Origin of the sequence: Pseudomonas halotolerans, assembly GCF_039581215.1 — a bacterium.
In the GTDB taxonomy this organism is placed as follows: Bacteria; Pseudomonadota; Gammaproteobacteria; order Pseudomonadales; family Pseudomonadaceae; genus Aquipseudomonas; species Aquipseudomonas tehranensis.
Window position 1 is genome coordinate 386,211 of record NZ_JBCNTJ010000001.1, and the last position, 19,406, is coordinate 405,616.

Annotated in this window: 19 protein-coding genes; 11 read left to right on the forward strand and 8 right to left on the reverse strand. The window is 61.9% G+C overall.

Annotated features, from left to right (window positions below; genetic code table 11):
* Nucleotides 1–33 precede the first annotated feature (33 nt).
* Nucleotides 34–2,568 (reverse strand): CS1-pili formation C-terminal domain-containing protein, encoded by a 2,535-nt coding sequence (locus tag AAIS01_RS01755; protein WP_343467535.1) that lies wholly within the window; start codon nucleotides 2,566–2,568, stop codon nucleotides 34–36.
* A gap of 125 nt (nucleotides 2,569–2,693) precedes the next feature.
* Nucleotides 2,694–3,179 carry a CS1 type fimbrial major subunit gene (locus AAIS01_RS01760; RefSeq protein WP_343467536.1) on the reverse strand — a complete coding sequence of 162 codons (486 nt, stop codon included), beginning with the start codon at nucleotides 3,177–3,179 and terminating at the stop codon, nucleotides 2,694–2,696.
* A gap of 422 nt (nucleotides 3,180–3,601) precedes the next feature.
* Between AAIS01_RS01760 and AAIS01_RS01765 the strand changes: the two genes are divergently transcribed.
* The 4 genes from AAIS01_RS01765 (at nucleotide 3,602) to purT (ending at nucleotide 6,988) form a co-directional block, all read left to right on the forward strand.
* Nucleotides 3,602–4,183, forward strand: coding sequence for a PadR family transcriptional regulator (locus AAIS01_RS01765; protein ID WP_343467537.1), 582 nt, complete (start codon nucleotides 3,602–3,604; stop codon nucleotides 4,181–4,183).
* A complete protein-coding gene (locus tag AAIS01_RS01770; RefSeq protein ID WP_343467538.1) occupies nucleotides 4,176–4,961 on the forward strand; it encodes a siderophore-interacting protein in 786 nt (261 codons plus the stop codon). Before AAIS01_RS01765 ends, AAIS01_RS01770 begins: the two co-directional genes overlap by 8 nt.
* 275 nt (nucleotides 4,962–5,236) lie before the next feature.
* Nucleotides 5,237–5,704, forward strand: a complete 468-nt coding sequence (locus tag AAIS01_RS01775) for a preQ0 transporter (protein ID WP_343467539.1) — start codon at nucleotides 5,237–5,239, stop codon at nucleotides 5,702–5,704.
* Between the two features lie 102 nt (nucleotides 5,705–5,806).
* On the forward strand, nucleotides 5,807–6,988 hold the full coding sequence (gene purT / locus AAIS01_RS01780) for a formate-dependent phosphoribosylglycinamide formyltransferase (RefSeq protein WP_092393570.1): 1,182 nt from the start codon (nucleotides 5,807–5,809) through the stop codon (nucleotides 6,986–6,988).
* 267 nt (nucleotides 6,989–7,255) lie between these two features.
* On the opposite strand, the gene AAIS01_RS01785 is transcribed toward purT, so the two are convergent.
* Together AAIS01_RS01785 and AAIS01_RS01790 are read right to left on the reverse strand one after the other, a co-directional pair.
* Complete coding sequence (locus AAIS01_RS01785) at nucleotides 7,256–9,670, reverse strand: glucose/quinate/shikimate family membrane-bound PQQ-dependent dehydrogenase (RefSeq protein WP_343467540.1); 2,415 nt, start codon at nucleotides 9,668–9,670, stop codon at nucleotides 7,256–7,258.
* A gap of 217 nt (nucleotides 9,671–9,887) precedes the next feature.
* Nucleotides 9,888–11,270 carry a carbohydrate porin gene (locus AAIS01_RS01790; RefSeq protein ID WP_343467541.1) on the reverse strand — a complete coding sequence of 461 codons (1,383 nt, stop codon included), beginning with the start codon at nucleotides 11,268–11,270 and terminating at the stop codon, nucleotides 9,888–9,890.
* Nucleotides 11,271–11,528: 258 nt separating this feature from the next.
* Between AAIS01_RS01790 and AAIS01_RS01795 the strand changes: the two genes are divergently transcribed.
* Nucleotides 11,529–11,759, forward strand: coding sequence for a VF530 family protein (locus AAIS01_RS01795; RefSeq protein WP_047228895.1), 231 nt, complete (start codon nucleotides 11,529–11,531; stop codon nucleotides 11,757–11,759).
* Nucleotides 11,760–11,807: 48 nt separating this feature from the next.
* On the forward strand, nucleotides 11,808–12,422 hold the full coding sequence (locus AAIS01_RS01800) for a Pr6Pr family membrane protein (RefSeq protein ID WP_343467620.1): 615 nt from the start codon (nucleotides 11,808–11,810) through the stop codon (nucleotides 12,420–12,422).
* Between the two features lie 126 nt (nucleotides 12,423–12,548).
* Here the strand turns inward: AAIS01_RS01800 and AAIS01_RS01805 are convergent, their stop codons facing one another.
* From AAIS01_RS01805 to AAIS01_RS01815, 3 genes are read right to left on the reverse strand one after another with little or no spacing between them, the layout of a single operon-like run.
* Nucleotides 12,549–12,758, reverse strand: coding sequence for a DUF1289 domain-containing protein (locus AAIS01_RS01805; RefSeq protein WP_343467542.1), 210 nt, complete (start codon nucleotides 12,756–12,758; stop codon nucleotides 12,549–12,551).
* Nucleotides 12,755–13,279 carry a gamma carbonic anhydrase family protein gene (locus AAIS01_RS01810; protein WP_092456398.1) on the reverse strand — a complete coding sequence of 175 codons (525 nt, stop codon included), beginning with the start codon at nucleotides 13,277–13,279 and terminating at the stop codon, nucleotides 12,755–12,757. The genes AAIS01_RS01805 and AAIS01_RS01810 overlap by 4 nt, the downstream gene beginning before the upstream one ends.
* A gap of 16 nt (nucleotides 13,280–13,295) precedes the next feature.
* Nucleotides 13,296–13,895, reverse strand: coding sequence for a CoA pyrophosphatase (locus AAIS01_RS01815; protein ID WP_092393590.1), 600 nt, complete (start codon nucleotides 13,893–13,895; stop codon nucleotides 13,296–13,298).
* Nucleotides 13,896–14,041: 146 nt separating this feature from the next.
* Here AAIS01_RS01815 and AAIS01_RS01820 point away from each other — a divergent pair, with 146 nt between their 5' ends.
* Nucleotides 14,042–14,593: an NUDIX hydrolase gene (locus AAIS01_RS01820; protein WP_047228890.1), complete on the forward strand. Its 552-nt coding sequence runs from the start codon at nucleotides 14,042–14,044 to the stop codon at nucleotides 14,591–14,593.
* A gap of 39 nt (nucleotides 14,594–14,632) precedes the next feature.
* On the forward strand, nucleotides 14,633–15,139 hold the full coding sequence (locus tag AAIS01_RS01825; protein ID WP_092456392.1) for a L,D-transpeptidase family protein: 507 nt from the start codon (nucleotides 14,633–14,635) through the stop codon (nucleotides 15,137–15,139).
* 235 nt (nucleotides 15,140–15,374) lie between these two features.
* On the opposite strand, the gene AAIS01_RS01830 is transcribed toward AAIS01_RS01825, so the two are convergent.
* The gene (locus AAIS01_RS01830; protein WP_431191893.1) at nucleotides 15,375–15,728 is read right to left on the reverse strand and encodes a DUF6124 family protein; all 354 of its coding nucleotides are present in this window, start codon (nucleotides 15,726–15,728) and stop codon (nucleotides 15,375–15,377) included.
* 795 nt (nucleotides 15,729–16,523) lie between these two features.
* Here AAIS01_RS01830 and AAIS01_RS01835 point away from each other — a divergent pair.
* From AAIS01_RS01835 to AAIS01_RS01845, 3 genes are read left to right on the forward strand one after another with little or no spacing between them, the layout of a single operon-like run.
* Nucleotides 16,524–17,255 (forward strand): GntR family transcriptional regulator, encoded by a 732-nt coding sequence (locus tag AAIS01_RS01835; protein WP_343467543.1) that lies wholly within the window; start codon nucleotides 16,524–16,526, stop codon nucleotides 17,253–17,255.
* A gap of 17 nt (nucleotides 17,256–17,272) precedes the next feature.
* Entirely contained in the window at nucleotides 17,273–18,379 is a 1,107-nt protein-coding gene (nagA, locus tag AAIS01_RS01840) for an N-acetylglucosamine-6-phosphate deacetylase (protein WP_343467544.1), read from the forward strand.
* The gene (locus AAIS01_RS01845) at nucleotides 18,360–19,382 is read left to right on the forward strand and encodes an SIS domain-containing protein (protein ID WP_343467545.1); all 1,023 of its coding nucleotides are present in this window, start codon (nucleotides 18,360–18,362) and stop codon (nucleotides 19,380–19,382) included. Before nagA ends, AAIS01_RS01845 begins: the two co-directional genes overlap by 20 nt.
* Nucleotides 19,383–19,406 lie beyond the last annotated feature (24 nt).

A 19,406-nucleotide genomic window follows, 5' to 3' on the forward strand; every position in this document is an offset into this window, starting at 1 on the left:
TCGTTCATCGCGGGCAAGCCTTGCTCCCACAGCTCATGAACGCTGCTTCGCCGGTTCAGCCGCGGCCAACGTGCTGTCGGCCAGGCTGTCCGGGGTGCAGCGCAGGTCGCCGATCATCAACACGTCGCCGTCGTCGCTGGCGGTTTCCGGGTCGAGGCGGAAGCGGCAGAACAACTCGTTGCCGTAGCGCACTTCCAAGGTCGGGGACGCGGCATTCATCTCCATGGAGAAGAACCCGTCCGCCTCGCTGACGCCGCGGCTGGCGTGGTTGATCACGTGGTGGCCCTTGAGCGGCTGGCCCTGTTCGTCCAGCAGGCGGCCGAGCACGGTCACGGTTTTCATCACGCTGACCTTGCGGTAGTCCACGCCGCCCTTGTTCAGGTGATAGCGGGTGCGTGCAGGCTCGATGCTCGCCGCCGGTGGATGGACGCCCTCGAAGTCGAAGGTGACCATGCTGTTTTTATAAGCGGTGATCGGCACGAAGTTACGGCCCGGGTGCAACGTGGTGCTGCCGCCAGTCAGGTCGTCGGCGCGCAGGACGATGTTGTCCAGATCCGTCTCCACGTCGACGATCATGCCCGCGCCGCGACCTTGCGGCACACTGGTGAAGGCCGCTTTCCGGCCGCCCACGGCGACCGTGCTGCTCAGGTTCAGGCCGCCGGTGAGGTTGTCGTTATAGGACGAGCGCTGGATGAAGCCATCGCCGTAGAGCGAATCGGTACTGAAGCTGGCGAGGCCGGACAGGCCCACGCCATAGGTATCGGCCAGCGCCGTGGCGGAGACGCTTTGCAACACGTGGTCCTGGAGGTCGCGGCGATAGGTCAGCGAAGCATTGTTGTCCCGGTCACCCTCGCGGGAGGTGCGGGTGCCGATGCTGCCCGACCAATGCTCACCCGGGCCACCCAGGGCCACGCTGAGGCTCAGGTCCACGCCCCGATTACGCCGGTCGTTGGTGCTCGAAGAGCCAGGGCGGTCGAACACCGACAACCGCCAGCTGGCGTCGCTGCCACGCAGCTTGCCGCGCTGGGTCCAGCCCAGGTCCAGCCCCGTGCCCTGGACATTGCCTTCGCTGTAGGCCAGCCGCCCGTTGATGGAGGTCTTGTTGCTCAAGCGATGATTGACCGACAGCGACGAGTTGCTGGTTTGACCGACGTACACGTTGCGCTGGCGAATACGGGTGCCGTCCGGGAGGGTCTCGTAGGTATTGCGGGTGTCCAGCCAACTGCGGTTGTGGCTGGCCACGACGGTGCCATTGCCATAGCTGTACATGCCCTGCAAGTCCATGCCGGTGCCGTACTGTTCGGTCTGGTAGACATTGGCGTACAGGCTGGTACTGCTGGCCAGCGTCCAGTCCACCGAAGTGCCCACCTGCAGTTTGTCCTGCACCTGGCGCATGGAGCCGCCCAGGATCACCCGTGGGTGAAGCAGGTAGTTGACACCGACGCCCGCCGTGGTGAACCCCGAGGGTTGATCGTCCCAGTTACTCCACAACCGGGTTTCGCGCCCGGCGAACAGGTTGTAGCGCCAGCGATCTTCCGTGCTGCTCCAATTGCTGGGTTTGTAGACCAGTTCCTGGCTGGTGGCGGTGGTTTGCCCGTCTTCGATCAGCCGGACTTCCACCTCGTAGATCCCGCCAGGCAGTGGCCGGGTGTCCAGGCTCTGCAAGCCGGCGCTGACGGCCTGGGTGTTGATCAGCAGGCCACTGCGATAAATCTCCACCGACGCCTGGCGGCTGGCGGTGACATAAATGGGGTAGACGCTGGGCTTGGGATTATCGACGACCAGGCTGTCGGAACTGCCGAACATCACCCCCAGCGCAGTGTCAGGATTGGCGCCGAACGAACGGATCTGACGGTTCAGGCCATCGGAGCTGGGCGTGAAATAACCCAGGCGAAAAAATTGTCCTTCCAACTCTCGTTGGGTATAGAGCTCGTGGACGGCGTGGTAAGTCTTGTCGTCCGGGCCGCCAAGACGCGAGAGCTGAAGGTTCAGCGACTGGCTCCAGTTGCCCACGCTGGAACTGGCATTGAGGCCATAGCGCCCGCCCGTGTCCTGCTCTTGGCCGCCATTGAGATTGAGTTGGTTATTGAAGATAAGGCCGAAACTGCCCTCTTGGGGCTGATCGTAAAAACGCCGGGGCTCGGTCGAGCGCTCAACGTCCAGGGTCAGGATCGACACCAATGAATTCTCGAGGCTGTAATGCACGGCAAGCAACCCCGCCAAACAATCGGTTTCACAGGCGCCGAGGGCGATGCCCTGCTTGAGGCGTTGCTCCCATTGCTCGCGTTCGACAGCCTTGATCGAACTCTCCTGAGTGTCGGTGAACTCGAGCAGGGTAATACGATCATCTCGCGTCAAGACCACCATGGCCTCGCCGAGATACTGTTGATTGAGTTCAATACGAACCGCGAGCGGCACATCGAAGAAGTGGGCTTCAAACTCCGCCGGCAAACCCTTGGCCTGGGACAGCAGGCTCGTGGGTGTCGTACCGGGTGCAGTTGGCGCGGCCAATGCATTGGCGCACAACAATAGGGCGAGCGCACCTGCGATGGGTGTCATCGAAAACATCAACGGGACTCTCATATCAGCAAGCTATCAAGGCATTCCAGGTACAGGCCGACCGGCTGGGGAGCGCCGGCAGGCCTGTTGTGCTGCCCGGAGACGAGGCGGAACTCACCGGGCGGCAAAGGGCATTACGGGCGCGGCACCGCGTCGAAGATGACGGTCAAGTCAGCGGTGTATGCGCCGTTCTGGGTAGCCAGAGGCTTGGCCGGGGTGATGGTCATCTCAGCCTGGGTGCCTGGTGTGGAGGTGGCGTCGTCCACCACTTCCTGGGACATGGCGGTGAGGGTGACGCCGTTGAAGGCGGTGGTCAGGGCGATGGCATCGCGGCCGTTGTACAGCGAAGCCGGGCCGCCTTCGAGGTAGGCGTTGACCGAACCCTCGGTGTTCTTCACGTCGTAGGTCTGACGCAGCGACGTCAGGGTCCCGCTGACGGTGTTGTAGGTCATGGTTTCTTCCTTACCCCAGTTCGCGTCACGTGGCTGCACGTGGAACTGCTCGGTCGGAATGTTCGCCGTGATGTGGATGGACGAACGCGCATCATCGAGAGCGAATGCCAGCGAAGAACTCAGGGCCGCGGCGGTCAGGGAAGCGGCGGTTACGATTTTCATGAGCATTGTTAACACCTGTTCATAGCAATAAAGAGAGAAGGGCTGAAGTTGCAGGCCAAATACAGCTTGGCGTGCCCCTTTCAACGCCGGTGCATGATCGTCGCTCGTTAATTAAAAAGAAGCAGGAAAGTTCGCATAGACTTGTAGTAAAGCGAACATACAGAACAGGGAAAAATATGCATTTTCTAACAAAGCGTAACTTTTAATGTAAGAGTATTCCCACACCCTCACTAGTTAGGATTAATACTTCCTGACACCCATCCGGTTTCGCCCCGCAAACTTAAGGGATTCAGGTAAGGTCATGTCTTCACTTCTTGCAAGACCCAACTAGATATATCTTCATTTCAAGATATATCTATATAAGCAAAGATATATCTGAAGTCAAAGATATATCTCGGTTCTATTTATGCGGAACAGAGAGCAAACACATGACAGTCCTTTATTCCCCTTCCACTCATGAACAGGGTCGTCAGGATGGCTTCGAACGACGCCCGCCCGGTCGCGAGCGCGGCAGTCGCGGCCCACGGGTTTTCGCCGCCGGCGACTTGAAATTGCTGTTGCTGGCCCTGATTGCCGAGAAACCTTGTCACGGCTACGAGTTGATTCGGCAGATCGAGTCCATGTTCGACGGTGCCTACAGCCCCAGCCCCGGCGTGATCTACCCGACACTGACCCACCTTGAAATGGGTAAGATGATCCGCGGCGACGCCGAGGGTGGAAAAAAATGTTACAGCGCGACCGATGCCGGACGTCTATTCCTTAAAGACCAGGCCGACGCGCTGGACGGTGTGCGGCTGCGCATCGAAACCAGCAAGCGCACCCTGCGTGGCCAGGATCGGCCTGCCGAGATCCACGAAGCGGTGGGTCACCTGCGTGATGCGCTACAGATGCACCAGGGCCGTTGGAGCCCGGAAGAAATCCTGCGGGTACGCGGCCTGCTCAACGACACCGTCAAAGCCATCGTCGACGGCCCTGCCCGTCCCTCTGTTTCGGAGTCAAGCAATGACTGAACACGATCCAAACACCATTCACCGCGTCAGCCACGAGATCAAGCGTCGCCGCCTGCAAGTGTTGCGGGTAGAAGACCTGACCCCACGCATGCGCCGCATCACTGTTGGCGGGCCGGAGCTGGCGGGGTTCGCCAGCCTGGGCACCGATGACCATGTGAAATTGCTGTTCCCGCAGAACGCCGAGGAACAGGCCGCCCTGGATCACTTCAACCCCACCGCGGGCAAGGCCCAGGGCCCGATGCCCGAGATGCGCGACTACACGCCACGCCGCTATGACCTGGACACCTTGGAACTGGACATCGATTTCGTGCTCCACGGCGACGGCCCGGCCTCGACCTGGGCGGCCCAGGCTGCCCCCGGGCAATACCTCAATATCGCAGGGCCCCGGGGCTCGATGATCGTGCCGGACATCTTCGACAGCTACCTGCTGGTCGGCGATGAAACTGCCCTGCCCGCCATCGCCCGCCGCCTCGAAGGCCTGGCGCCGAACCGGCGAGCCCTGGTGGTGGTGGAAGTGGAAAACGGCGCCGAACAGCAAATCCTCCACAGCCCGGCGCAGGTTCATGTGATCTGGGTGCTGCGCGAAGGCCGCCAGGACAACCTGCTGCGAACCGTGCAACAGTTGGAAATGCCCGACGGCAAGCTGTACGCCTGGATCGCGACCGAGAGCAAGGTGTCGCGGCAGATTCGGAAAGTGTTGCTGGAGGAGAAAGGGTTGGACCAGGATTTCGTCAAGGCTGTGGGGTATTGGAAGGCGGAGGGAAGTGAGGAGGATTGAGGGACTGGCGGCGGCTGAACTACCCTGTCCACTGGACGACACAACCCCCTGTGGCGAGGGGATTTATCCCCGCTGGGCTGCGCAGCAGCCCCAAAACCAGACAACTCGGTGTATCAGATAAATTGAGGGGGCTGCTTTGGGGGCTGCTTCGCAGCCCAGCGGGGATAAATCCCCTCGCCACAGATAAGTACCTCTCCACAGATAAATGGCCCTTACCATAAGGGCTATCGTTGTCCTTGAGCGCTTTACCGACATCCCACCAGAGACTCCGCCCCATGCTCTTCCTCCTCGCCTACATCGCCAGCGTCGTGCTGATCAACTTCGCGTTTTCCGCCGCGCCGCACCTGGACATCATCTGGTCGGCCTGGGGTGGTCTGGTGTTCATCCTGCGGGACATGGTGCAAACCCACTTCGGCCACGGCGCCATCGTGGCGATGCTGGTGGCGCTGGTGTTGTCCTACGTCACCTCCGATCCGACCATCGCCCTGGCCAGTGCCACGGCGTTCGCCGTGTCCGAGTGCATTGACTGGCTGGTGTTCACCGTCACCAAACGCCCGCTGCATGACCGGTTGTGGATCAGTTCGGCCCTGAGCATTCCCCTGGACACCTTCATTTTCTTCGGCATGATCGATGCCCTGACACCCGCCGTGGTGATTACCGCGCTGGTCTCGAAATTCGCCGGGGTCACGGCGGTGTGGCTGATCATGGCCTGGCGTTTGCGCAAGCAAACCGTCGCCACCTGAAGCCAAACCCCGCGGTTCATGTAAAATGCCGCGCTTTCTCCCCATGGGAAGCTCGCCCGGCGCGCGACCCTCGATGCTCCGCTCCTGTTTGAGGACCTTCAGATGACCCGTATCGGAACTCCATTGTCGCCCACCGCGACCCGCGTTTTGTTGTGTGGCAGCGGTGAGCTGGGCAAGGAAGTGGTAATCGAACTGCAGCGCCTGGGCGTTGAAGTGATTGCCGTGGATCGCTACGCCAACGCGCCGGCCATGCAAGTGGCCCATCGCAGCCATGTGATCAACATGCTCGATGGCGCGGCCCTGCGCGCGGTGATCGAGGCCGAGAAGCCGCACTTCATCGTGCCGGAAATCGAAGCCATCGCCACCGCCACGCTGGTGGAACTGGAAGCTGAAGGCTTCACCGTGATCCCTACCGCCCGCGCCGCGCAACTGACCATGAACCGCGAAGGCATCCGGCGCCTGGCCGCCGAAGAGTTGGGTCTGCCGACCTCGCCGTACTTCTTCGCCGACACCGTGGAAGACTACCGCAAGGCCGTCGAGACCCTGGGTTTCCCGTGCGTGGTCAAGCCGGTGATGAGTTCCTCGGGCAAGGGCCAGAGCCTGCTGCGCAGTGCCGATGACGTGCAGAAAGCCTGGGACTACGCCCAGGAAGGCGGCCGTGCCGGCAAGGGTCGGGTGATCATCGAAGGTTTCATCGATTTCGACTACGAAATCACCCTGCTTACCGTGCGCCATGTTGGCGGCACCACCTTCTGCGCACCGGTCGGCCATCGCCAGGAAAAGGGCGACTACCAGGAATCCTGGCAGCCCCAGGCCATGAGCCCGGTGGCCCTGGCCGAATCCGAGCGCGTGGCGAAAGCCGTGACCGAGGCCTTGGGTGGTCGCGGCCTGTTTGGCGTCGAGCTGTTCATCAAGGGTGACCAGGTGTGGTTCAGCGAAGTCTCGCCGCGCCCCCACGACACCGGCCTGGTGACGCTGATTTCCCAGGACCTGTCGCAGTTCGCCTTGCACGCCCGCGCCATCCTCGGCCTGCCGATCCCGCTGATCCGCCAGTTCGGCCCATCGGCCTCGGCGGTGATCCTGGTGGAAGGCCAGTCGACCCAGACCGCTTTCGCCAACCTCGGCGCCGCCCTGGCCGAACCGGACACCGCCCTGCGCCTGTTCGGCAAGCCGGAAGTCAACGGCCAGCGCCGCCTGGGCGTGGCCCTGGCGCGAGACGAGTCCATCGAAACCGCCCGCGCCAAGGCGACCCGGGCTTCCCAGGCGGTGAAGATCGAGTTGTAAAGCCTGGGGCGAAACACAGTCTCCTGTGGTGAGGGAATTTATCTGTGGCGAGGGGATTTATCCCCGCTGGGCTGCGCAGCAGCCCTAAAACCTGACAACTCGGTGGATCAGAAAGATTGAGGTGACTGCTTTGGGGGGCTGCTTCGCAGCCCAGCGGGGATAAATCCCCTCGCCACAAAAGCCGGGGGCAGCCTCAACCTGAGTAAATCGGCACAAAAAAGGCGACACCCGCCAAGGTGTCGCCTTTTTCATGAGCGCCGGTTTTGCTTAATCCGGCAGCTTGTAAGCGATCACATAGTCACCCTGCTGGGTGCCCAGGGAACCATGGCCCCCCGCGACGACCAGCACATATTGCTTGCCGTCCTTGCCGGTGTAGGTCATCGGCGTGGTCTGGGCGCCTGCGGGCAGGCGGCCTTCCCACAGTTGCTTGCCGTTTTTCACGTCATAGGCACGCAGGTACTGGTCGAGGGTGCCGCTCAGGAACGCCAGGCCGCTGGCGGTGGTGAAGGCGCCGCCCAGGCTCGGTACGCCCATGCTCAGCGGGATCGGTACCGGCGAGCTGTCACGCACGGTGCCGTTCTTGTGCATCCACAGGGTTTTGTTGTTGGTCAGGTCGACGGCCGCCACATAACCCCAGGCCGGAGCCTGGCAAGGCAGGCCCATGGGCGAAAGCAGCGCTTCGAGGATCACCCCATACGGCGCGCCCTTGTTCGGCTGCACGCCTTCGGTCTCGCTCTTGCGCCCCGGGCCGCCGGCCACTTCGGCTGCGGGAACCAGTTTCGACTTGAACGCCATGTAGCTCGGGTTGACGAAGGCGATCTGGCGCACCGGATCAACCGAAATACCGCCCCAGTCAAACACGCCGAAGTTGCCCGGGTAGACGATCGAGCCTTGCAGCGACGGCGGCGTGAACATGCCTTCATAGCGCAGCGACTTGAAGTCGATTCGGCAGAGCATCTGGTCGAACGGGGTCACGCCCCACATGTCACGTTCTTCAAGGACCGGCGGCACGAAGTTCAGGTCGGACATCGGCTGGGTCGGTGAGGTGTAGTCGCCCTCTACCGCGCCTTGCGGCACCGGGATCTCCTTGATCGGCACGATCGGCTGACCATTGCTGCGGTCCAGCACGTAGATGCTGCCCTGCTTGGTCGATGCCAGAACAGCCGGCTTCACGCCGTCGGCGGTTTTCAGATCCATCAGGGTCGGTTGGCCGCCCACGTCCATGTCCCACAGGTCATGGTGGGTGAACTGGAAGTACCAGCGCACCTTGCCGGTGGCGATGTCCAGCGCGGTCAGGCCGGCGGCGTATTTCTCCGATTCCGGAGTGCGGAAACCACCGAACTGGTCAGGCGTCTGGTTACCCATCGGCAGGTAGAGCATGCCGAGTTTTTCATCGACGCTGAACATGGACCACATGTTCGGCGAGTTGCGCGTGTAGACCTGGCCTTCGGCAATCGGCGTGGTGTCGTCCGGGTTACCGCTGTCCCAGTTCCACACCAGCTCGCCGGTGTGCACGTCATAGGCGCGGATGACCCCGCTTGGCTCGTCAGTGGAGACGTTATCGGTGACGTGACCACCGATCACCACCAGGTTCTGGGTCACGGCCGGTGGCGACGTGGAGTAGTAACCGCCGGCCGTGAAGCCGCCAATGTTGGCGGTCAGGTCGACCTGGCCTTTGTCACCGAAGTCTTCACACATCTTGCCGGTGTCGGCGTTCAGCGCGATCAGGCGCGTGTCGGCGGTCGGCAGGAAGATCCGGCGTGGGCACACGGTGCTCGCCGGCGTGGTGCTGGCGGCGCCGGTGGGGCTCTGTTCGGCCGAGGCGTACACCGCGTCATCGTGATAGGTCACGCCGCGGCAGGTCATGTGGGCCCAGCCCTTGAAGTTTTCCGCTTTCTGCGTCGAAAGCTTCGGATCGAAGCGCCAGATTTCCTTGCCGGTTTCCGGCTCCAGGGCGATCACCTGGCTGTGAGGTGTGCACACGTAGAGCATGCCGTTGACCTTCAGCGGGGTATTTTCCGCCGTGGTCTCACCCGGATCGTTCGGCCCTGGCAGGTCGCCGGTGCGGTAGGTCCAGGCTTCCTTCAGCTTGCTGACGTTCTCGGGGGTGATCTGCGCCAGCGGCGAATAACGGTCACCATGGGCGCTGCGGCCGTAGGAGTTCCAGTCGCCGTCCGGCATCGCCGGTGCGGTGTTGGTCATGCCTGGCACGCTGTCGCGGTCCAGTTGGCCTTTGATTTCACCCGGGTTGGTAAACTGACTGGCGAGCGCGGTGATACCGGCAATGACTACGGCGGCACCCAAGGCACGGGTGCCCATGGGCGAAGCGTCGGCGGTCAACAGCGGGCGGCGGAACCACGGCAGCAACAGGACGATGCCCAAGGCAAACAACATTGCCAGGCGCGGCACCAGTTGCCACCAGTCCAGGCCCACTTCCCACAGGGCCCACACGGTGCTGGCGAACAGCACCAAAGCGTACAGGCCCAGGGCCGCGCGCCGGGCCATGATTAGCAGCACGCCCGTCAGCGCCAGGCCGATACCGGCCAACAGGTAATACAGCGAGCCGCCAAGCGTGCTCAGCTTGATACCCCCCGCCAACAGGGCCAGGCCCATCAATAGAAGCAGAATGCCGAGCAGGCTCGGTAGCAGACGGCTTCGACTCATAGCACCCTCAGTGCTCATAGTGTGATTCTCCGTGAGGTTTTAAGGAGTCCCGCGCAAGTAGTCACTGTAGATGACGATCTTGAGGGGGCATGGTTCAGTTGAAAAAGGCAATTGGGTGAAGCGGTTGCTGTGGGAGCGGGCTTGCTCGCGAAAGCGGTGTATCAGCCGACGTATGCGCCGGATGTGAAATCGTCTTCGCGAGCAAGCCCGCTCCCACAGGGGTTTTGCGTCGTTATTAGAACGACGACTGGATCTTGATCCCGCCAATCAGCGCGTCATCGACCTTGTCCACACCGCCCGGATGGCGGATGTACTGCAGGTTCGGGCGCACGGTCAGCCAGTTCGTCACATGCACGCCGTAATACAACTCGGCGCTGTACTCGGTGTCCTGGGGTGGCAAAAAGGCCGGATTGTCGTAATCCTGAACGGCGCGGGCCTGGTTGCTGGCCTCGGCGTTCTTGCGGTAAGCCGGGTTGACGTGAACCCGGGCCAGGGCAAAACCGAGGTCATCCCTGGCACGGGCGTCGAACAGCCCTTTGTAGACGAGACCGGCCTGGACGTAGTTGTCGATGGCGTTGGTTTTCTTGTCGTGCAGCGTGGCGTTGGCAAACACACTCAGGCCGCGGGAATGGTCACTGGCAACGCTGGTCAATTGCTGTTGCGCCCCCAGCCACACGCCATGCTTGCTCGACGCGCTGCGATACGCCTCACCGCTCAGGGCGGCCGGCTGGCCGTTGCGATCCTTGTAAGCGTCGGTGGCATTGGCGCTGCTGTAGTAATAACCGGCGCGGTATTCGCCCGGCAGGCCGTTGAGGCGGGGCGACCAGACCAGTTCCACCGGCACCACGGCGCCCTGGGTGCCACTGCCGCTGAGCTTGAAGCCATTGCCGGTTTCCAGGTTCGACGGGTTCTGTTCATAAGCCCCTACCTGGACGTACAGCTCAGGCGTGAGGTGATACTTGACCCGCAGCGCCCATTGGCTGACCGGCCAGTTGTACCAGATGCCACCCACCCAGTTGCCCACTTGCGAGCCGCAGAACGCCAGGTTTTGGAAGTCGCAGGGGAAGCTGTTGAAATCCTCGCCCTCGCCGAAACGGCCGGCCTTGATATCGAGCCGGTCATCGAAAAAAGCCTGCTGATACCACATCTGCGTCAGCCGCCAGGTCTGGCCACGGCCCCAGACTTCCTGGGCGGAAGTGAAACCGCCAACACGCGGATCGTTGATCCGGTCGTTGCTGATGTTGTTGCCGCTGCGCTCGGTCACCGTCAGTTGAAACTCGGCGGCGTGCCAACCGAGGATTTTCTGCAGGTCCAGGTGCGTGCCGAAGGCGAACTGGTCGCTGTAGCGAGCGGTGCGGTCATGGTCGTAGCCGCCGTGCAGGTTGCTGCCCATTTCGCCGGTGTAATCGAACTTGAAGTCGTAGCCTTTTTTCGCGAGTTCGCTTCGCGTGCCGTTCCAGTCACCCAGCATCCAGAGTGAGTCGCTATCGAACGCAGGAGCGGCCTGAGCGCCGATGGCAATGCCCAAGGCGCCGAGACCGGCCATCAGGTGGAGGGTGTTTCTGGCGGCAACACGGTGCCGGACAGCGCTGTCTTGCAGAGTCTGAACATCGAACATAAAGAAGGAATTCTTGATCTTTTTAGGGGATTCACTGAACGCCGAGGGCTTTGGCACGGCAGAAGAAGCGTTTCAGCAGGCGGCGCAAGGATAATGTCCTGTTACAAATAGAGAAAGACCTTTTACTGACATGAATCATTTCGGATTCGGTAACAGTAGGGCCGCGAAACAAACAGGCAGCGTTTGAGTGATACTTCCACCACGCGGGCACCTCGGCTAAGGTGCGCGGCTTTACACCTCTTTGCGCGAAGGCCTCCCATGACCGAATCCAACAACAACCCGCTGCACGGCGTGACGCTGGAGCAGATCCTCAACGCCCTGGTGCAGCACTACGAATGGTCGGGTCTGGCCGAGCGCATCGACATTCGTTGCTTCAAGAGCGACCCGAGCATCAAGTCGAGCCTGACCTTTTTGCGCAAGACGCCGTGGGCGCGGGAGAAAGTCGAGCGGCTGTACATCAAGCTGATGCGCACCAAACGACCGGTCTGAGCCGTGGACATTGAGATCCGTCGGCGCCCCGCGCTGCGACAGTGCTTCGTGTCAGTGGCGGCCCTGTTGGGCTGGGCCGGGTTGAGCATCCAGTTGTACCTGATCCTGCTCGGTCGCTGGGAACTGGGCGCGAGCTTGCTCGGCGGCCTGGTGAACTTTCTCAGTTTCTTCACGGTGCTGACCAACACCTTGGTGGCCGTGGTGCTGACCTGGGAACTGATCCATCGAGAATCGGCGGCCCGGCGCTGGTTCTTGCAACCGGCGGTCAGCAGCGGCATTACCGTGAGCATCGCCCTGGTCGGCCTGGCCTACAACCTGCTGCTGCGACACCTGTGGCAACCCGCAGGCTGGCAGTTCGTGGCCGACGAATTACTGCACGACGTGATGCCGTTGCTGTTCATGACCTACTGGTGGTTCTGCGTGCCCAAGGGCACCTTGCGCATGCGGCACATCGGGCTGTGGATGATTTACCCGGTGGTGTACTTCGCCTGGCTCCTGCTGCGGGGGGAATTACTGGCGGCGTACCCCTACCCTTTCATCGACGTGGCGAACCTGGGTTATCCACAGGTGTTCGTCAATGCCGCAGGGATATTGGCGGGGTTTGTCGGGATTGCGCTGGGGGTGGTGGGGTTGGATCGGTGGGCTGGACAACGCATGAGGTAAAACGGTGATCCACTGTGGGAGCGAGCCTGCTCGCGATGGCGGCGGCACATTCAACTCCGCCTCAAGCTGATCCACCGCTATCGCGAGCAGGCTCGCTCCCACAGGTTGTGTGGTGTCCTGTGGATATCAAGACCTCACCGGCAACATCCACACCAGCCCACTGGCCTTGGCCCGTTCATGACACAACGCCAGAACACTGCGTCGCTCATCATTGTCCATCCGACTCCATCGGGTGATTTCCGCCACGGTGCGCTGGCAGCCGGTGCAGATGTCGTCATCGTCCAGGGCGCAGATGTTCACGCAGGGCGACGGAACCGGACGTTCGGGCGTGTTCATTGCTCTTGCTCGGCCAGATCACGGGCGTAACGCTGGGCGTTGTGGACATAGTGCGCCGCGCTGGCCTCGAGCATCTTCTTCTGGGCTTCGGTCAACTCCCGCACCACCTTGCCGGGTGAGCCCATCACCAGGGAGCCGTCGGGGATCTCCTTGCCTTCGCCGATCAGCGAGTTGGCGCCGATGATGCAGTTTTTGCCGATCTTCGCGCCGTTGAGGATCACCGCATTGATGCCGATAAGGCTGTAGTCCCCCACCGTGCAACCGTGAAGCATGGCGTTATGGCCGATGGTCACGCCGGTGCCGATGGTCAGCGGGAAGCCCATGTCGGTGTGCATCACCGTGCCGTCCTGCACGTTACTGTTCTTGCCGATCAGGATCAGTTCGTTATCGCCACGCAGCACCGCGTTGAACCAGACATTGGCGCCTTCTTCGAGGCGGACCTTGCCCACCAGTGTCGCGTTGGGGGCGACCCAGCTCTGTGGATGGGTTTCGACACGGGCATCACCCAAGCGGTATTTCATGAGGATCCTCGGGGCTTCAAGTATTGATGAACGTCTTGGGGGGTGTGTGCAAGTCGATGCCGGCGTCGTACAACAGGTTGACCAGCTCGACCACCATGATCGCCGTCAGGCCCCAGATCTTGTACTCGCCAAAACGGTAGCTGGGCACGTACCAACTGTGGCCCTGGTAATCGATGCGGTGCGTGTGTTCGCGCGGGTCCTTGCGGAAGAACTCCAGCGGTACGCTGAACACCGCGGCGATCTCGGCATCGTTGGCCTGGTACTCGACGAAATCCGGGATCACCCCCACATAGGGCGTGACCTTGATGCCGTGCAGCGATATCAAGGGGCTGAGGGGGCCGATCACTTCCACCAGGCCGGGGGGCAGGCCGATTTCTTCCTCGGCTTCGCGCAAGGCGGTGAAGATCAGGTCCGGGTCTTCCGGGTCGCGCCGCCCGCCGGGGAATGCCACTTCGCCACCATGGGTCGAGAGCCCGCTGGCGCGCAAGGTCAAGACCAGTTCCGGCTCATCACTTCGGGTAATGGGCACCAGCACCGCCGCTTCAGGGAAACGACGGTCAGTCTCCAGATCACGTGGGGTATGGTTGCTTACTCGATGCAGTAGCTCGTCCAGCATGAGACTTCTCGATTTATTCGCTACCTTGCATCATGCACCAATCATGCAGGCGGCCCAACCCCCGCACTGCGACGTGTCGCGAAACGACAACTTGCCGACAGCCGCCCGCAGACGCCAAGATAGGCGCAGCATTCAGGAACCCAAGCATGAAATTCTGCAGCCAGTGCGGTAACCCGGTAACCCAGCGTATCCCCGAAGGCGACTCGCGCCTGCGCTTTGTCTGCGATACCTGCCACACCATTCACTACCAGAACCCCAATATCGTGGCCGGTTGCGTGCCCACCTGGGGCAGCAAAGTGCTGCTGTGCCGGCGGGCCATCGAGCCGCGGCGCGGTTACTGGACATTGCCGGCAGGCTTCATGGAGAACGGCGAAACCGTCGAGCAGGCCGCCGTGCGCGAAACCGCCGAAGAAGCCTGCGCCCGCGTGCGCAACCTGAGCATTTATACGCTGATCGATGTTCCGCACATCAGCCAGGTGCATGTATTCTTCCGCGCCGAACTGGTGGACGAGGATTTCGCCGCCGGGCCCGAAAGCCTGGAAGTGAAACTGTTCGACGAAGCGGATATTCCCTGGGACGAGCTGGCTTTTCGCACCGTGGGCCGTACCCTAGAATACTTCTATGCTGACCGGCGAACCGAGGACTACCCGGTGCGATCCGAATCGATCCCGCCGCTGGCCCAGCCTGCCAATACATAAAACCCATATAGCCGCGACACCTCTAGGGATATCGTTTCAATGCGCTGGTTGCTTGTCCTGTTCTGCTTGTCGTTCGCTGCGGTGTCCCAGGCTTCTGCGGTGGGAACCTACAACGGCAAGACCATCGAAAAAGTGCTGGTGCTCAAGTCCGCCCATCAATTGCAATTGATCAACGACGGCAAGCCACTGAAGACTTATCGCATCTCATTGGGCAAGGGCGCCAAAAAAGGCCCCAAGCTCATCGAGGGCGACAAGCGCACCCCTGAAGGTTTCTACTGGCTGGACTGGCGCAAGACCAGCGACCGTTTCTACCTGTCGATGCACATTTCCTACCCCAACATCAGCGACGCCGCCCGCGCCCGGCGCGAAGGCGTGGAGCCAGGGGGCATGATCATGATCCATGGCACGCCTGATTCGGAAGAAAACCCTGAACAGCTGTTCCATACCTTGGACTGGACTGATGGTTGTATTGCCATGCGCAACGTCGACATGCGCGAAGTCTGGAACCTGGTGCCGGATGGGACGATGATCGAGATTCGCCCGTAGCCCCGAAGCAGCTCCTGTGGCGAGGGGATTTATCCCCGCTGGGCTGCGCAGCAGCCCCAAGGCAGCCAACTCAATTTGCCTGACACACCGCGCCGTCAGGTTTTGGGGCCGCTTCGCAGCCCAACGGGGATAAATCCCCTCGCCACAGGGGCTTGATGTCGATGGGTATATTTGTGAACAACCCAAATCCACTGTGGGAGCGAGCCTGCTCGCGATGAGGCCGGCACTTATTGCATCAAGTCCGAAGCTCTACCCGGTCCAAGGCCTTGTTCGCCAACAAAGCCCCCAACTCAATCATCTGCGCCACCCCCAACGCCACATGCCGCCGCGAGCCTTCCAGGCCGAAGGCAAGATCGCTGAGCATTGCGTTGGCTGACGCCAGGGTTTCGCTAAGGTTGGCCAACAGCGCTTCGGTATCGACGCTGTCCACCACAGTGAACAACTGCGCCGGTGGTTTGGCTTCTGATGCGCTGTCTTCAGGCTTGAGGTAATGGTCCATCGCGCGGTCGGCCGCTTCTTTCAGTTTGTCGGGGGCATAGTCGCCGTAGGGAAAGGTGGAGGCGGGTTTGGGAATGTCAGAATTTTTCAATGGAAGCTCCTTTATCTAATGGAGCCCAGGACAAAACGTCCGGGCCTGTTGCCCTGTGATTTTTCGGACGGTCAAACCCGGTCGCTGAATTGGCAGCGGCACCCAAAGGCTAGAGCCCCCACTTCCGAGGGACAGCCCTAAAAACATGTCGGAAACTTCGGTGCGTCTGACAGACCACAATTTCTGTGGCGAGGGGATTTAGCGAAACGTCGCACCGCCCCGCTGGGCTGCGTAGCAGCCCCAAAGCAGTCAACTCAATTTGCCTGACACACCGCGCTGTCAGGTTTTAGGGCCGCTTCGCGCCCCAGCGGGGCGGTGCAACGTTTCGCTAAATCCCCTCGCCACACCATCATTCCCCGTGGCGAGGGAGCTTGCTCCCGCTGGGCTGCGCAGCAGACCCAAGGCTGCCAACTCAAATTTGCCTGACACACCGCGTTGTCAGGTTTTAGGGCCGCTTCGCGCCCCAGCGGGAGCAAGCTCCCTCGCCACGACAGCTCGGTAGCCTTGGTAGGCTCGGACGACCGCCCGTCAGCATCGAAAAATAAAATCAAAAAATCGCAACATCAGAAATTGCCTACAGATGAATACCAATTCACCCAGCGGTCGTTGTCGCAGGCTGCGATCTTTGCTTTCGAACCTCCACCCTCTAATACCACTTCAACCCCACCCTACCAAGACCCTCCAAAAACCCCTCTAAACACCGGGAAAGTGGCATTGACATGGTATTCAAGTGGTATTAGCTTCCACCCCACTTACCGAGCGACAAACAACTCAACAACCGCATCGGACACCGATATGAACGACATCCTGGCCCTGCGCCCCGACGACACTCAACCTACGCCGCTGTACCTGCAACTGGCGCGCAATCTGGAGACGGCGATTCATGCCGGCCAGTGGAAAGCCGAGCAGGCGATGCCGTCCGAACGCAGCTTGAGCGAGCAACTGGGTATTTCCCGGGTGACTGCACGCAAGGCGTTGGAGGTGTTGTTCGAACAAGGCCTGATCCGCCGTAACCAGGGGTCGGGCACGTTCATCACCCCACGCCTGGAACAGCCGCTGTCACGCCTCAGCGGCTTCAGCGAGATGCTCCGACTCAAGGGCTTTGTACCCGGTTCCCAATGGCTGGAACGGGACATCACCCCGCCGACCCACGAAGAATTGATCCGCCTGGGCCTGTCGCCCACCGACAAGGTCGCGCGGCTCAAGCGCCTGCGCAAAGCCGATGACACGGTCATGGCCATCGAGATGAGCACCCTGCCCGCCTCCATCATTCCCAAGCCACTAGCGGTGGGTGATTCGCTCTACGCATTTCTCGACAGCATCGGCAAGCCGGTGGTGCGCGCCCTGCAACACATCCAGGCGATCAACGCCTCGGACGAGTTCGCCGCCCTGGTGGGCATTGCCCCCGGCACCGCGATGTTGCTGATGACCCGGGTCGGCTACCTGGAAGACAACACCCCCATCGAAGTCACCGACACCTATTGCCGCAACGACTACTACGACTTTGTCGCAGAGCTGCGGCGCTAGACGATCAGAGAGTCCCCATGTCCGAAGACAACATCCTCACCGCCAATGGCTGGGTTCGCGGTCGCCTGATCCATGCGCACGGCAAAGTCGTGTCCATCGAAGGCCAGCCCTGCGATCCGGCCAGCAATGACCTGCCCTACCTGCTGCCCGGTTTCATCGACCTGCACGTCCACGGCGGTGGCGGCAAGGACATCATGCAAGGCGCCTCGGCGTTCGAGACCATCACCCGTACCCACCTGCGTTTCGGCACGACCGCGCTGCTGGCCACCACCATGACCGCGCCCAGCGAAGAGATCGCCAGCGTGCTCAAGGCCCTCGGCGAGTTCTGTGAACAGCGCCCGAACGGCAGCGCCCGGGTCTTGGGTGTGCACCTGGAAGGGCCTTACATCAACCCCGGCAAACTGGGCGCCCAGCCGAACTTCGCCCACACCGCGCTGCTGGCCGAGGTGGAGCGTTACCTGGCCCTGGCGCCGATCCGGGTGATCACCATCGCCCCGGAAATCGCCGGTCACGATGCCTTGATCCGTGCCCTCAGCGCCCGGGGCGTGCGCATGCAGATCGGCCATACCCTGGGCAGCTACGAAGAAGGCGTCGCGGCGTTGGCCGCCGGGGCCAGCAGTTTCACGCATTTGTATAACGCCATGAGCCCGCTGCATCACCGCGAGCCGGGTATCGTCGGCGCAGCGCTGGCCCATGCTCAATATGCCGAACTGATCCCGGACTTGCTCCATGTGCATCCCGGCGCCATGCGCGTGGCCCTGCGGGCGATCCCGTGCCTGTACTGCGTCACCGACTCCACCGCCGCCGCCGGCATGCCCGACGGCGAATACAAGCTGGGTAGCCACACCGTCACCAAGTGCCTGGGTGGCGTGCGTCTGGCCGATGGCACCCTGGCCGGCAGCACCCTGACCATGGACCAGGCCCTGCGCAACCTGGTGAAAATCGGCCTGCCCCTGGCCGAAGCCTCCCAGCGCCTGTCGCAATTTCCCGCCGATTACCTCGGCCTGCCCGAGCGCGGACGCCTGCAACCTGGCGCCTGGGCCGACTGCGTGCGCCTTGACCGTTCCCTGACCCTGACCGACGTGATGGTCGAAGGAGAAGCCATTGACTTCAAAAATGCTTGAGGAGGCCCTGGCCTCGTGGGAAGCCGTCGAGCGCCAGTTGCAGCAACTGGACCCGACCCTTGAGGAAGTCGCCGGACGCCTGCGCCGTCAGCCACCGCAAGTGGCGATGACCGTCGCCCGCGGCAGTTCCGACCACGCCGCCAGCTACTTCGCCTACCTGACCATGCAACAACTGGGCATCCCGGTGGCCTCGTTGCCGATGTCGGTGGTGACCATGCAACAGGCACCGCTGAAGGTCAGCGGCCAGGTGGCGTTCGGGTTTTCCCAGTCGGGACAGAGCCCAGACCTGGTGAACAGCCTGCGCCTGTTGCGCAAGCGCGGCGCCTTGAGCGTGGCCCTGGTCAACGCCACCGATTCGCCTCTGGAAGCGGCGTGTGAATTCAGCGTGCCGCTGTGGGCCGGCGTCGAAAGCAGTGTCGCCGCAACCAAGAGTTTCATCGCCACCCTCAGCGCCAGCGCGCGACTGGTGGCCCACTGGAAGGACGACGCCCAGTTGCTGGAAGCCGGTAGCGCCCTGCCCGACGGTTTGCGCGAGGCCGCCCGCCAGGATTGGCACGTCGCCGTCGAGGCCCTGCGCGACTGCCAGCGGCTGATGGTGATCGGCCGTGGTGCCGGGTTCGCCATCGCTCAGGAGGCGGCGCTCAAGTTCAAGGAAACCTCGGCGATCCAGGCCGAAGCCTTCAGCAGCGCCGAGGTTCGTCATGGGCCGATGGCGCTGATCGATGAACACTACCCGCTGCTGGTGTTGGCCCCGCGCGGTGCCGAGCAAGCCGGCGTGTTGAGCCTGGCCGCCGACATGCGCCAGCGCGGCGCCCGGGTGTTGCTGGCGGCGCCGGATGACATTGCCGAACGCGACCTGACGCTGACCCGCGCCGAACACCCGTCCCTCGACCCGATCCTGGCAATCCAGAGCTTTTATGGGATGGCGGCCAGCCTGGCCGTGGCCCGAGGTTTAGACCCGGACCAACCACGGTATCTGAGCAAGGTCACCCGTACGCACTGAACCGACGGTTTTCTTTTATAGAGA

Excerpts from the sequence above, each read along its gene's own strand:
- AAIS01_RS01755 (WP_343467535.1), bottom strand. The coding sequence starts at position 2,568 with ATGTTTTCGATGACACCCATCGCAGGTGCGCTCGCCCTATTGTTGTGC.
- AAIS01_RS01760 (WP_343467536.1), bottom strand. The coding sequence starts at position 3,179 with ATGCTCATGAAAATCGTAACCGCCGCTTCCCTGACCGCCGCGGCCCTG.
- AAIS01_RS01765 (WP_343467537.1), top strand. The coding sequence starts at position 3,602 with ATGACAGTCCTTTATTCCCCTTCCACTCATGAACAGGGTCGTCAGGAT.
- AAIS01_RS01770 (WP_343467538.1), top strand. The coding sequence starts at position 4,176 with ATGACTGAACACGATCCAAACACCATTCACCGCGTCAGCCACGAGATC.
- AAIS01_RS01775 (WP_343467539.1), top strand. The coding sequence starts at position 5,237 with ATGCTCTTCCTCCTCGCCTACATCGCCAGCGTCGTGCTGATCAACTTC.
- purT (WP_092393570.1), top strand. The coding sequence starts at position 5,807 with ATGACCCGTATCGGAACTCCATTGTCGCCCACCGCGACCCGCGTTTTG.
- AAIS01_RS01785 (WP_343467540.1), bottom strand. The coding sequence starts at position 9,670 with ATGAGCACTGAGGGTGCTATGAGTCGAAGCCGTCTGCTACCGAGCCTG.
- AAIS01_RS01790 (WP_343467541.1), bottom strand. The coding sequence starts at position 11,270 with ATGTTCGATGTTCAGACTCTGCAAGACAGCGCTGTCCGGCACCGTGTT.
- AAIS01_RS01795 (WP_047228895.1), top strand. The coding sequence starts at position 11,529 with ATGACCGAATCCAACAACAACCCGCTGCACGGCGTGACGCTGGAGCAG.
- AAIS01_RS01805 (WP_343467542.1), bottom strand. The coding sequence starts at position 12,758 with ATGAACACGCCCGAACGTCCGGTTCCGTCGCCCTGCGTGAACATCTGC.
- AAIS01_RS01810 (WP_092456398.1), bottom strand. The coding sequence starts at position 13,279 with ATGAAATACCGCTTGGGTGATGCCCGTGTCGAAACCCATCCACAGAGC.
- AAIS01_RS01815 (WP_092393590.1), bottom strand. The coding sequence starts at position 13,895 with ATGCTGGACGAGCTACTGCATCGAGTAAGCAACCATACCCCACGTGAT.
- AAIS01_RS01820 (WP_047228890.1), top strand. The coding sequence starts at position 14,042 with ATGAAATTCTGCAGCCAGTGCGGTAACCCGGTAACCCAGCGTATCCCC.
- AAIS01_RS01825 (WP_092456392.1), top strand. The coding sequence starts at position 14,633 with ATGCGCTGGTTGCTTGTCCTGTTCTGCTTGTCGTTCGCTGCGGTGTCC.
- AAIS01_RS01835 (WP_343467543.1), top strand. The coding sequence starts at position 16,524 with ATGAACGACATCCTGGCCCTGCGCCCCGACGACACTCAACCTACGCCG.
- nagA (WP_343467544.1), top strand. The coding sequence starts at position 17,273 with ATGTCCGAAGACAACATCCTCACCGCCAATGGCTGGGTTCGCGGTCGC.